Annotated in this window: 10 protein-coding genes and 1 other annotated feature; of the genes, 7 read left to right on the top strand and 3 right to left on the bottom strand. The window is 45.5% G+C overall.

Annotated features, from left to right (window positions below):
• Window positions 1-130 precede the first annotated feature (130 nt).
• Together proB and AC6CIF_RS23105 are read right to left on the bottom strand one after the other, a co-directional pair.
• Window positions 131-1,234: a glutamate 5-kinase gene (gene proB / locus AC6CIF_RS23110; protein WP_076209951.1), complete on the bottom strand. Its 1,104-nt coding sequence runs from the start codon at window positions 1,232-1,234 to the stop codon at window positions 131-133.
• 82 nt (window positions 1,235-1,316) lie between these two features.
• Window positions 1,317-1,531: a binding site (T-box leader), on the bottom strand.
• A gap of 64 nt (window positions 1,532-1,595) precedes the next feature.
• Complete coding sequence (locus tag AC6CIF_RS23105) at window positions 1,596-2,804, bottom strand: pyridoxal phosphate-dependent aminotransferase (protein WP_076209952.1); 1,209 nt, start codon at window positions 2,802-2,804, stop codon at window positions 1,596-1,598.
• Between the two features lie 261 nt (window positions 2,805-3,065).
• Between AC6CIF_RS23105 and AC6CIF_RS23100 the strand changes: the two genes are divergently transcribed.
• The 4 genes from AC6CIF_RS23100 (at window position 3,066) to AC6CIF_RS23085 (ending at window position 7,058) form a co-directional block, all read left to right on the top strand.
• Window positions 3,066-4,061 carry an ABC transporter substrate-binding protein gene (locus tag AC6CIF_RS23100; RefSeq protein WP_076209953.1) on the top strand — a complete coding sequence of 332 codons (996 nt, stop codon included), beginning with the start codon at window positions 3,066-3,068 and terminating at the stop codon, window positions 4,059-4,061.
• Window positions 4,062-4,263: 202 nt separating this feature from the next.
• Window positions 4,264-5,886 carry an ABC transporter substrate-binding protein gene (locus tag AC6CIF_RS23095; RefSeq protein WP_498201701.1) on the top strand — a complete coding sequence of 541 codons (1,623 nt, stop codon included), beginning with the start codon at window positions 4,264-4,266 and terminating at the stop codon, window positions 5,884-5,886.
• Window positions 5,887-5,959: 73 nt separating this feature from the next.
• The gene (locus tag AC6CIF_RS23090) at window positions 5,960-6,781 is read left to right on the top strand and encodes a carbon-nitrogen family hydrolase (RefSeq protein ID WP_498201700.1); all 822 of its coding nucleotides are present in this window, start codon (window positions 5,960-5,962) and stop codon (window positions 6,779-6,781) included.
• Window positions 6,782-6,872: 91 nt separating this feature from the next.
• Window positions 6,873-7,058, top strand: coding sequence for a hypothetical protein (locus AC6CIF_RS23085; RefSeq protein ID WP_017687767.1), 186 nt, complete (start codon window positions 6,873-6,875; stop codon window positions 7,056-7,058).
• Between the two features lie 234 nt (window positions 7,059-7,292).
• Here the strand turns inward: AC6CIF_RS23085 and AC6CIF_RS23080 are convergent, their stop codons facing one another.
• The gene (locus AC6CIF_RS23080; RefSeq protein ID WP_498201699.1) at window positions 7,293-8,213 is read right to left on the bottom strand and encodes a LysR family transcriptional regulator; all 921 of its coding nucleotides are present in this window, start codon (window positions 8,211-8,213) and stop codon (window positions 7,293-7,295) included.
• Window positions 8,214-8,580: 367 nt separating this feature from the next.
• On the opposite strand from AC6CIF_RS23080, the gene AC6CIF_RS23075 reads away from it, so the two are divergent.
• From AC6CIF_RS23075 to AC6CIF_RS23065, 3 genes are read left to right on the top strand one after another with little or no spacing between them, the layout of a single operon-like run.
• Window positions 8,581-10,479: a beta-glucoside-specific PTS transporter subunit IIABC gene (locus AC6CIF_RS23075; RefSeq protein WP_498201698.1), complete on the top strand. Its 1,899-nt coding sequence runs from the start codon at window positions 8,581-8,583 to the stop codon at window positions 10,477-10,479.
• Window positions 10,480-10,515: 36 nt separating this feature from the next.
• A complete protein-coding gene (licT, locus tag AC6CIF_RS23070; RefSeq protein WP_498201697.1) occupies window positions 10,516-11,355 on the top strand; it encodes a BglG family transcription antiterminator LicT in 840 nt (279 codons plus the stop codon).
• 45 nt (window positions 11,356-11,400) lie between these two features.
• On the top strand, window positions 11,401-12,858 hold the full coding sequence (locus tag AC6CIF_RS23065; protein WP_498201696.1) for a glycoside hydrolase family 1 protein: 1,458 nt from the start codon (window positions 11,401-11,403) through the stop codon (window positions 12,856-12,858).
• The last annotated feature ends 207 nt before the right edge of the window (window positions 12,859-13,065 follow it).

The raw sequence follows: 13,065 nt of genomic DNA, 5'->3' as shown, positions 1-13,065 counted from the left end.
TAAAGTTAAGTATTTCAACTACATGTTGAACTAAAGATTATTCACTCAGACACTACGATGACAGAATAACCTTCCAATCGCTGTTATCCCCAGATTTTAATGATTAGTTTAACTTAATATTGCTTCATGTTTATTTTAAGGTAATCCATTCGTCTCTATGAATAACTTCAAGTCTGTGGATGCTGGCAAGTCGTTTCATCACATCTCCACTGGGAAGTCCGGCAATGAGTCGAAGCTGGTCATCATCATAATTGACAATACCGCGACCGAGCAAGGTTTCATCCATTCCAATGACCTCTACGACGTCTCCGGCATGGAATGTTCCCAGTACTCGCTTGACCCCTACAGGCAGAAGACTATGGCCCCCATGGACAAGTGCTTCTTCAGCACCATCATCCACAACGACGGTTCCCAGCGGAGTAGACATGAAGCCGAGCCACTGCTTTTTACGAGATAGTGAAGCGAGTCGTGTCTCAAAGTAAGTTCCTTTGCCCGTGCCATCAACCGCCTTCTGCATATCTCCGGGTTCTTTCACACTTCCCACGAATACAGGTACGCCTCCACGTGTAGCAACCTTGGCTGCATCAACTTTGGATCGCATTCCGCCTGTACCAACCGTTGATCCTGAACCGCCGGCAAAAGCGTAGATCTCAGCCGTTATCTCGGGGATACGGTCGTAACGAACGGCAGAAGGATCTTTACGCGGATCTGCGGTGTACAGTCCGTTGGTATCGGTAAGAATGATCAGATGCTGTGCCTTCACCAGGTTCGCAACCAATGCGGACAACAGATCGTTATCACCAAACTTCAATTCATCCACCGAAACCGTATCATTCTCATTAAAAATCGGAATCACTCGCTGTTTGAGCAGCTCTTCTACGGTCATGCCTGCATTACCCATGCGTTTACGACTGTGAAAGTCTGTACGAGTTAACAGAATTTGCGCCGTAGTAACGCGGTGCGCTGCAAAAGCCTGTTGATATGCCTGCATCAGTAATGCCTGCCCAACGGCCGCTGCGGCTTGTTTCTCATGTAGCAGTTTGGGGCGCTGAGGATAACCGATCTCCCGGAATCCGGCCGCTACCGCTCCAGAGGTGACCAAAAGCACTTCATGGCCCTGATCAGCCAATGCTGCAATTTCTCCGGCAAAAAAAGTGATCGAACTGCGATCCAGACCGCCTTCTTCCGTTGTAAGCGAGCTGCTTCCAATCTTAACTACAATACGTGAAGTCATGGTTTCACTTCCTTAAACATGATTAATAAGTGCTTCTGGAGCAGGTTTTAGCGGGTACAAAAAAAACTCCCGCCCTTTAGTTAAAAAGGACGAAAGTTCGTTACTTCCGCGGTACCACCTTTATTGATGATTAGATCATCCGGCTTCATGCCCTGTAACAGAAGGCACTGTCCTGTACGTAACAGGCCGCTCAGGGGTAGGTTTCAGAGAAGAGTCGCGGTAAATTCTTTCAGCAGGGTGGAATTTACTCTCTGGGCGCGACTGATATTCTCTTACTGGTCCCGTCATCACGTTTCGTTCAATATTTCTTATAACATACCATGGAAAGTTGGCATATGCAAAGGGGTTATTGTCCTGTAAATTACTTGAATAAATTCAGCTTGCCAATCCGCTCCACAGCTTCGCGTAATCGGTTTTCATCACTTAGCAGTCCTGCGCGCACATAGCCTTCACCATGTGAACCAAAACCAATACCTGGGGCTACGGCCACCTTGGCTTCTCGCAGTAACAAGTCTGCAAATGAAGCGGAGGTATGACCGGCAGGTACAGGCAACCAGCTGAAGAATGAACCTGCGGGTTTCGTAGCTTGCCAGCCAATCGAGGAAAGAGCGTCATAAAACGTATTGCGACGCGATTCGTAACGTGAAACCAGCGAGGCAACACATTCCTGGGAGCCAGTAAGTGCTTCCGTTGCGGCAGCTTGAATCCCACCAAAAAGACTGACATAGATATGATCCTGAAGCAGATTGATTTTAGAGACAATCTCTGCGTTACCGAGTGCGAATCCAACACGCCATCCAGCCATATTGTATGTTTTGGATAACGTATAGAACTCAATACCGACTTCTTTGGCACCAGGGGCTTGCAGGAAACTGACTGGACGATGTCCGTCGAATCCAATTGCACCGTAAGCAAAGTCGCTGGCTACTACGATTTGATTTTGAATGGCGAATTCTACCGTATCTTCGTAGAACGAAAGGGGGGCCGTTGCTGACGTTGGGTTGTTGGGGTAGTTCAGGAACATCAGCTTGGCCTTTTCCCGATCTTCGGCTGTAACAGCTTCATAATCCGGCAGGAATGCGTTGGACTCGAGCAAAGGCATAAATGACATGTTTGCTTTGGCGAGCGCAACACCAGACCAGTAATCCGGGTAGCCGGGATCTGGAACGAGAACGGTGTCGCCGGGGTTAAGCAGTACCTGTGGTAACTGAACCAGACCTGTTTTGCCTCCGAACAGAATGGCTACTTCAGTCTCGGGGTCCAGATCAACGTTGTAATCTTCCTTATAACGTTTGGCGACAGCTTCCTTCAGGAAAGAGTGCCCTCTAAAAGGGGAGTATTTGTGGTAGAGGGGATTCTCAGCCGACTCTTGCAGTGTTTTCACAATATGAGGTGGTGTAGGTGTATCCGGGTTCCCCTGACCCAGATTGATCACGTCATGTCCACTTGCGATTTCACGATTTACATTTTGAACAAGGGTAGCAAAAAATTGCGTTGGCAGCTGTGTCATCACATCAGAAGTCGGTATCTTAAAAGCTGAACGAGCAGATGTATGGTCTGAATGGGTCATTAGATTCATCACTCCGGTTTATTAAAAATGGCAAATAGTTCTCATTAATTTATCACGCCAATCCCGAGCTGTATAGAGGGAAATGCACTTGAATATACAGTACATAGGAGCAAAGAGCGGAGTATTGTACAAAACTGAAAGTGCTCATTTAGTTTTGTCCATTGAGCTGAGAGAAACCATGTTTTATGATAATATCCGATAATGATAATCAATATCATTAATTTCTAGCACAACGCACATGATACAGGGGGAGAAATAGAAATGAAAAAAGGCATACGAAATACGGGAGTATTATTAACGATCACATGGTTATCCATCCTGCTACTGGCTTGTGGAAATCAGGCTGCAACACCTGCTGCTGGCGCAGATGATTCCAAAGCAGCCACAGAAACCACAGAGACCCAAACTGCAACGAAAGAGACGAACGAGGGCGAGACCCGGATATTCAAAGACTGGACTGGCCATGAAGTTGAGATTCCTGTAAATCCGAAGCGAGTTATCTATCATGGAGAAGTTACAGGGGATCTGCTCGCGCTTGGTGTAGTTCCTGTCGGCATACTTCGTCAAGAGGGAACCGTATTTGATGATCAGGTTGCTCAGTCAGAAGATGTAGGATTTCCGATCAGTGTGGAAAAGGCGTTAGACCTGAATCCCGATCTGATTATTTTCTCCAACAGTGACGAGGCTCAATATGATCAGATCGCAAAGGTTGCACCCACGGTTACATTTGATTCGTTTGGTTTAATAGAAGATCGCATGCGTATCCTTGGCGATTTGTTGAATAAGAAACAAGAGGCAGAGGATTGGATTACGGCTCATCAAAAAGCGACGGAAGAGATGTGGACGCAACTTCATGAGAACGGATTAAAAGAAGGGGAGACTGCTTCGGTATTCACCATGTATCCCGGGAATCGTCTGTTTGTCATGGCGGGTGCAGGATTGCCACAGTTGTTATACGGAAAAGACGGGCTGAAGCCAACCGCGGAAATCCAGAAAGTATTGGATGAAGACATGGGATTTGTAGAGATTTCAACTGAAAAATTATCTGAATTTGCCGGTGATCGGATATTTATTCTGGATCCTGTGACCGACGATGCGAAACAATCCACCAAGGAATTGCTGGATAGTACAATCTGGAAGAACCTGCCTGCGGTGAAAGAAGGAAAAGTATATCGTTTTAATATCGTAAAAGCTTCTAGTGATGCTCTTTCGAGGGAGTGGCTGTTACAAGAGCTGCCAAAACAGATGATCCAATAATGGTGACGAGCTAGTGAGGCAGCAGTAACACCTTTGAGTAATGCAGTTATAAAAAAAGTGAAAGGGGCCTTCAACATTTCGTTGAACGCTCTTTTTTGCTGATTAAACTCATATCTGGATTATTGACCATCGCTCGCTTATAATCAGACCATACAGAATGATTGATAATTATTCTCATTTCAGAAAAACGAGGTGAACCGACATGCAGGCTTTGGATGCCGATGGGGGAGCGTTGTTCTTTTCAGCATTCATGTTTCGGCTGGATCATCTGGTACGTCGAATTGAACCACCTGAACAGGTGATGCTGGAAGTTGCTTGCGAGAAACATACCTTCCTGATCTGTGAAGAAGGGGATGGGCATTTATATATTGGACATGAACATTTTCCGTTTACTACGGGATGTGTTTATCCGCTTTCTCCGGGAGAGGGGTACCAGATTGAACATCGTAATAACTCGGAATTGAAATATATCATAATGGCTTTTGATGTTATTCATGTGTTGACGGGTGATCCCGAACTCTTTACCCGCGCTGTATTTGAGCACAGAAACCAATTGAATGGTTATCCCTATGCTCCGTTAAGTGGGCTGCTGGAGCAAATGTATGTCATTCGGAATTATAAAACGGATGCCGAATACAGTCATCTGAATGCACAGTTCCAAAAATGGATGGAGATGATCATTACCCGGTACACTTCTCCAAAGACGGAACAGAGTATGGAGGCAAGACTACACAGTACGATTCAGTATGTGGACGACCATTATGCTGAAGAAATCACTGTACAGAAACTGGCACGTCTTGCGGAGATCAGACCTGTACAATATACGACCCTTTTCAGACAACTCACGGGTCACAAGCCACTCGATTATGTGAATCATGTTCGCATCAAACATGCCAAGGACTGGCTTCGCAAATCAGATGAACCACTTCGGGATATAGCGAGCCGCGTGGGGTTTAAGGATGAGTATTATTTCAGCAGGCGTTTTCGCCAAATGACGGGATTATCTCCTCGTCAATATGACAGATCGATTCAGCAGCAGACGTTAGTACAAGATTGGTTGGGTCATGATGTGAATATTCCAGTAAACCCAAAGCGAATGATGTATTATGGAGATTCTGCTGGGGATCTGTTGATGCTGGGCATTCAGTTGCTGGAAGATCGGACATATGACGCGGTCGCCCCGGTTAATGTGGAAGCCGCTGTTATCATGAAGCCGGACTTGATTGTTTTTGATAGCAGCAATGAACAACAGTATGAACAACTTTACCGGATTGCACCGACGCTTGCTTACAATTCACATGCCACGTTGGAAGAACGAATGCGCAGATTGGGCAGCTGGTTTGGCAGACAACCGCAGGTTGAACAATGGCTAACCTCCTATGCGGAGCGTACTGAGCAGATGTGGGCGAAGATCCATACTGTGATTGAAGAGGGGGAAACGGCATCCGTATTTACGTACCATCGGGGTGCACGATTATTTGTTATGGGCAATATCGGTCTGGCGCCTATGTTATATCATCCAATGGGATTCAGGCCAGTGACCAAAGTGAAGGAAGCACTTGCGGCAGGCAGAGCCTATAAGGAAATTTCGGCTGAAGCGATACGTCAGTACGCGGGAGATCATGTGTTTGTTATGCTGCCTGAGGAAGTTGTGGCAAGACAGGCTACGGAGATGCTGATGAAAAGTCCCAGTTGGCAAGCCCTTCCGGCTGTGCAGAATGGACGGGTATACCCTGTGGAGGAGTCAACTTGGAATGTGGGTGATGCACTCACGAGTGATCGATTGTTGACCCTGCTCCCTGAGTTGTTGTGTGCAAGTTCATAATAAAAACAGGCTTGCAGTCCTCAAGAGGATCAAGCTATGATAGCAGGTATTACGGTTCAGAGGAGTGCTTGTCATGACAGAAAAACAACAGGGAGAAATGCGTGTAGCCCTGATTCAGGGCGATATTCAACTCGGAGACCCTGAGGCCAATCATAAACATATGCAGATGTTGCTTGAGCGTGCGGTAGAACAATATCCGGATCTGGGGCTGGCTGTGTTACCTGAGATGTGGAATACCGGATACGCTTTGACTCAAATTCATGAACTCGCTGACCTGGATGGCCAGAAATCTCGGGAATGGCTGTCTGCTTTTGCTCAAAAACATCAAATTTCCATCGTTGGCGGTTCAATTGCCGAGAAACGGGATGGTCAAATATACAATACAATGTACGCTTATGATCGTGAAGGAAAACAGGTAACACGATACGATAAATTACATTTGTTTCGTCTAATGGATGAGGAGAAATATCTACAGCCAGGTGCAGAACCTGAAATTTTTGAATTGCAGAACGGTCTTACAGCGGGTGCTTCGATCTGTTATGACATCCGGTTTCCGGAACTTGCCCGCACCCTTGCTTTGAATGGTGCCAAGGCATTGATTGTACCCGCCGAATGGCCGAAACCTCGTCTGCACCACTGGCGTACGTTGCTTACCGCACGAGCGATTGAGAATCAGATGTATGTGATCGCATGTAACCGTGTAGGTAAAGGGGGAGAGACCGAATTTTTCGGACATTCCCTCATCATTGATCCTTGGGGTGAGATTGTGGCTGAAGGTGGCGAAGGGGAAGAGATCGTGACCGGAATTATTCGTCCATCTCTGGTAGATGAGGTTCGCGGACGTATTCCCGTATTTGAAGACCGTCGACCTGGCGTTTATTTTGGCGGAAAATAAAAACTGAAATAAAATTCTTCAGAAAAAGTGTTTATTCTTCCAGGACGCGGGTAATGATAACTATCCCGTCACCAAGGAGGATGATCAATCAATGGACAACCATGTGAAAGATACGCTCAGGAGACTGGAACAGGATAACACAAGGGAAGATCACTTAAGGGCATTCTTAGAGAATGGAGCAGGAGGGCTATCACCCCCTGATTCAACTGTTCAGGACGAAGGCCGTGTAATGAATCAGCAAAACAGGCTGACAAGCGATCGTAATTTGCGTAAATAAACCGCCAGACATGAAGTTTTCTTATGTACGTTTCTACGTTAACATTATAAATTAGCATTGTAGCTAAACAACTTAACAAGCAACATTGTACTGTAACCAGTTACTGTGATTGCAATGTAAGAACTCTATCCTGCGGATGCGGGAAACGAGTATATGACAAAGGCTTGGCCCATAAGGGTCAAGCCTTTGTTTTGTTTCAGTATGAAATGTACCCATACCCATAGGAGAAATTTTTTAGTCTCCCTTTGACAGTTCGGTCACGGTTTGTTGAAACGTATGGATGAATGCTTCGGCTGCCTTCGACAACACTCTTCCTTGACGATAAGCCACAACAAGTGTTCGGCTAGGAGTAGGCTCAGCAAGTGGCACATACACAGGCACGAACTCACTGCGCGGCGCACGGGCGATAAAGCGTGGAACCAGTGTAATGCCCATACCAGTGGCGACCAGCGACTGGACGGTTTCAATATTGGTGCTCTCAAACACAACTTGGGGATCAAAACCAGCCTGCTCACAGAGATCAAATGTAAGTTTGCGGAAGCCCTGTCCTTTTTTCAGTACAACAAAGGGTTCATCCCGAAGCTCTTCAATTCGCACAGGAAGCGGATGTTCCGGATCTGCCCTGCGTGCCAAAGGGTGATTCGGGGGAACTGCCAGATCAATCCGTTCTTCTCCAATGGTTACATAAGACAAGCTTGGCTCTTGTAAAGGAAGAGATAGAAGGCTGAGATCTGCTTTGCCACTTGCTGTCAATTTCTCAAGCGTAAGCCCGGAGTCTTCCAACAAGGTAACCTCAATCTCGGGATAAGCTTGTTGGAACGCAGGAAGCACATGTGGGAGCAAGTGTGAGCCCGTGATCGGCATGCTGCCTACAACGACTTTACCTTTGCGAAGCTGGGAGATATCGGACATTTCCTGACGTAATAGCTCCACAGCATCTACGATCTTTTGGGCTTGCTCGACAAACGTAACACCCGCATGGGTTAACTCCACGGTACTTGTATTACGCTGAAACAGCAGGACACCCAATTCTTTTTCCAATTTGGATAATTGCTGGCTTAATGAAGGCTGGGCAATATGCAGCTTCTCTGCTGCCCGGGAGAAATTTCGTTCGGCCGCAATTTGCAGCGTATATTGAAGTTGTCTGAATTCCATCGTCATTGGTCATTCCTTTCGTTATGCCACCATTATATCATTACAGATGAAGAAATCATTAATTTCGCTTAACCGCTTGCACTCCATCAGAAGAGTTGATATACTGATTTTGAAAACGCTTAATAAGAACCACTTACCCGGGTAAAACAAAATCAACGTTTTCATGTGTGCCAGTTTCAAGTGTTAGTACGGAACCATTTCAAATGTTCATATTCTTTTTCGTTTATATAATTGAATAACATTCATCCAACGATGGCGTGTTACTGTTCGGCAGGCAAGACCTAGATTGGGTGGGAAGAATTTCTTTTTCCTACCCTTTTTAGGTCTTTTTTTGTTCCCATCAAGAAGAAATGGCGGAGGTGTCGTTATGAATCACAAACAATTAGCCCAATCGATTATGGAGTTGGTCGGTGGCAATGATAATATCAACACGTTAATTCATTGCTCTACCAGGCTCAGACTTACCCTGAAGAATCCGGATATGGCGAAGACCCAAGAAATTAAGAGCCTTGATGGTGTTATTGGCGCAGTGAATAGCGGCGGGCAATATCAGGTTATTATCGGTAATGACGTCGCGTACGTCTACAATGAACTGGTCAAGAGGATGGATACTCGGCAATCAAACGAAATTCAGGAGAAACAAAAAGCGGATTATAGCCCCAAAGGACTGTTTAATACTTTTGCCAGTGTCATTGCAGGCATTTTCCAACCTATTATCCCAGCCATTGCTGCCTCGGGCATGCTTAAGGCACTGTTGCTACTGGCGACCGTGACCGGCCTGATGTCTAAAGAGAGCCAGACATATACCGTTTTGAGTATCATGTCTGATGCTGCCTTTTACTTTCTTCCGATTCTACTGGCCTATTCCAGTGCAAATAGATTTAAAACGAACCCCTTTGTTGCCGTTCTGTTTGGTGGAATCATGTTACACCCGAATATGATTGGTCTGCTTGGCGGTGAAGATCCGGTGTCCTTTATTGGCATACCTGTTGCATCCGTTCAATATGCGACATCCGTGGTACCGATTATTTTAACGGTCTGGTTCATGTCTTACATTGAAAAGTTCGCGGACAAGATCTCACCAGGACCGGTCAAAATTTTCCTTAAACCTTTGATTGTTATTCTCATTGTTGCTCCAGTTGCGCTGATTGTACTTGGACCTCTGGGGATGTATCTCGGAACGGGAATGTCCAACCTGATCTATTGGATTCAGGATAAGATTGGATGGTTGACCGTTGTCATTATGGCTATACTGATGCCTCTGATTGTCATGTTCGGTATGCATAAAGTATTTTATCCCATTATTTTCGCAGCCTTGGCTTCACCTGGATATGAAACACTGGTGCTGGTCGCGATGCTGGCATCCAATATGGCGCAGGGAGCAGGCGCACTGGCGGTATCATTCAAAACCAAAGACATCAAGCTGAAACAAGTCGCTTTGTCTGCAGGAATTTCAGGTGTATTCGGTATCACGGAACCTGCTCTGTACGGTGTACATTTAAGGATCAAGAAAACGCTGTTTGCCTGCATGATTGGCGCCGGAGTCGCTGGGTTGTTCGCAGGTATTGTGAATCTCAAGGCATATGCTGCCGTGGGTCCGGGGATTGCATCTATGCCTATGTTTATCAGTGAAGATCATATGAATATTATCTATGCGATCATTACCATGCTGATCTCTGCCATTGTCGCGTTTGTCGCCGTATATGTCATTGGATTTCAGGATGTTGTTCCAACAGCAGTGTCGATGGAAGGCAGTCCTACAAACCAAGCGAGAGGTGAATCTGAAATCCAGCCATCTACAGGGATCAAATCGAAAAAGATCGTTTTTGCTCCTTTGGAAGGTAAAGTTCTGCCATTAAGTGAGGTGAAGGACGAGGCATTCTCGCAAGAAGCCATGGGACAAGGTATGGCGATTCAGCCAAGTGTTGGCAAGGTGTTTGCACCGTTTGACGGTACCGTTGAGACGGTGTTCCGCACTAAACATTCCATCGGTCTGAGATCGGTAGAAGGGGTTGAACTTCTGATTCATGTCGGATTGGATACGGTGAAACTGAAAGGCCAGCATTTTGATGTAAAAGTGAACGAAGGAGAACAGATCTCTCATGGTCAGCTCCTGATCGAATTTGATCTTGAAGCTATACAAGCCGCAGGTTATGACACCACGACCCCTGTAATTGTGACCAATTCCTCGGATTATCTGGAGGTACTGGGCAATGAATCTGCAGCGATGACGGGACCGGGGAAATCATTAATTACGGTGTTATAACTCGCTGAAATATGAATGAAAGGCAGGCAGCCTGATATGGAAGTCATAAAAATATTGAATTCGAGCATTGTTCTTGCCAGACGTGGTGAGGATGATAAGGAAATTATTGTGATGGGAAAGGGCATCGGCTACAGGAGCAAACCGGGAGATGTCGTGGGGGAGGATGAGATCGAGAAGATCTATGTTCTTGAAAATGAAACGATCTCTTCAGATCTCACCGCTCTGATGAAGGAAACGCCAAAAGAATATCTGATTCTGGCTGACGAAATCATCTCCTATGCCAAACATACGTTGTCCCGCCATCTGAGTGATCATCTCTATGTCGCATTAACAGATCACCTGTATATGGCCATGAAGCGATTCAAGGACAATATGACGATCCAGAACCGAATGTTGTGGGAAGTGAAAAAGTTCTATCCGCAGGAGTTCAGCATCGGGTTGCATGGTCTGTCTCTCATTCAAAAACAGCTTGGACTCTCCCTGCCTGAAGAGGAAGCGGCGAATATTGCCTTTCATCTCGTTAATGCGCAGCAGAATGATGACAATATGAATCAGGTCATGCTGATGACGGGTACAGTCAAGAATGTACTCAATATTATCAAAATTCACTATCAAGTGGAGCTGGACACACACAGCATCAACTATTCACGCTTTTTGACCCATTTGCAGTTTTTTATTCAACGGCTTTTTGAGCATAAAACATTAAACACACAGGATCATGAGCTCTTTGAGCAGATCGCGAATAAATATCCCAAGGAAGAAGCCTGCGTACTGCTAATCAAGGATTATATTGAAGCCCGGTTTGAACATACGATCTCCAATGAAGAGATGATGTATTTGATTATTCATATCAATCGGGTCATGAGTCGCAATTGAGCAAGAATGAAAGAGTCACAGAGATAATCCAAGGAGGAATACACAATGACCAATACAACAAGAACGTTTCCAAAAGATTTTCTATGGGGAGGAGCGATTGCTGCCAATCAGGCAGAAGGAGCGTGGAATGTGGATGGCAAAGGTCTGTCTACAGCCGACATTGCTATCTATCGCAAAGGTGTAGCCAAGAGTGAGTATAAAAAACATAATGCGATCAATGAAGAGCAGATCAAGGCTGCGATGGAGTCTACCTCGGACAGAGAATATCCGAAACGCAGAGGCATTGATTTCTACCACCGTTACGAGGAAGATCTTGCTCTGTTTGGGGAGATGGGACTCAAAACGTTGCGACTATCCATTGCATGGACCCGAATTTTCCCGAATGGCAACGAAACTGAGCCGAATGAAGCTGGTTTGCAGTTTTATGACCGTGTTATTGATGGCATGCTGAAACAAGGGATTGAACCATTGATTACGTTGTCGCATTATGAGATGCCGATGTATCTGGTGAATCACCACGGTGGATGGACGGATCGGAAAGTCGTCGAGTATTTTGTTCACTTTTGCAAAACCGTGTTCACCCGTTATAAGGACAAAGTGAAGTATTGGATTACATTTAACGAAATCGACAGCATTGTTCGTCATCCGTTTACGAGTGGTGGTATTGTTCCGGAGCGTTTCGAAAATGTGGAGCAGGCCGTATATCAGGGGTTACACCATCAATTTGTAGCGAGTGCGCTCGCAGTGAAATACTGTCATGAGATCATTCCCGGTTCCCAGATCGGATGTATGCTTACCAAACTGACGACGTATGCTCACACATGTAATCCCGAAGACGTACTTGTTGCTTCCCGGGATAATCAATTCAATCTTATGTTTACGGACGTACAGGTGCGGGGAGCGTATCCGTACTTTACGAAGAGATTTTTTGCCGAAAAAGGGATTAACCTGGATATGCTTGAGGGGGATGAAGAGATTCTGAAAGTACACACTGTGGACTTTATCTCATTCAGTTATTATATGTCCCTCGTATCAAGTGTGGATGGCGACCGATTGGAGCAGGTGAGTGGCAATACAACTGGAGGGGTGAAGAACCCGTATCTACAAACGAATGATTGGGGCTGGCAGATTGACCCGGTAGGTCTGCGCATCTCACTGAATGAACTGTATAGCCGTTACGAGGTACCTTTGTTTATCGTTGAGAATGGTATTGGAGCGGTAGACACGATTGAAGCTGATGGTAGCATTCAGGATGATTATCGTATTGATTATTTCCGTTCTCACATGGAACAGATGCATGAAGCGATTCTGGACGGTGTTGAACTGCTCGGCTATACCAGTTGGGGAGTGATTGATCTGATTAGTTATTCTTCTTCAGAGATGGAGAAACGATATGGCTTTATTTATGTAGATCAGGATAATGACGGCAATGGAACACTGGAGAGAAAACGCAAGAAGAGTTTCTATTGGTACAAAGATGTGATTGCGAACAACGGTTTGTAATACATTTGTCGGACAAGTATTCTCTATAGAAGGCGTTGATATGATCATTTTCATTTCATAACAGAAACTAGCAAAGCAGCTCTGGATTCAGGGCTGTTTTTTTATGTTCTAGATAAAAAGCATTGACAGCGAAGCAACGGAAACGTAGTATAAGACTTATCTGATAATGATAATTGTTATCAATTAAGACCTCTGCGATGAGCAGTG

This window comes from Paenibacillus sp. GQ49 (assembly GCF_059759055.1).
The sequence above is the reverse complement of the archived record's forward strand: the minus strand, read 5'-3'. Positions and strand labels throughout refer to the sequence as shown.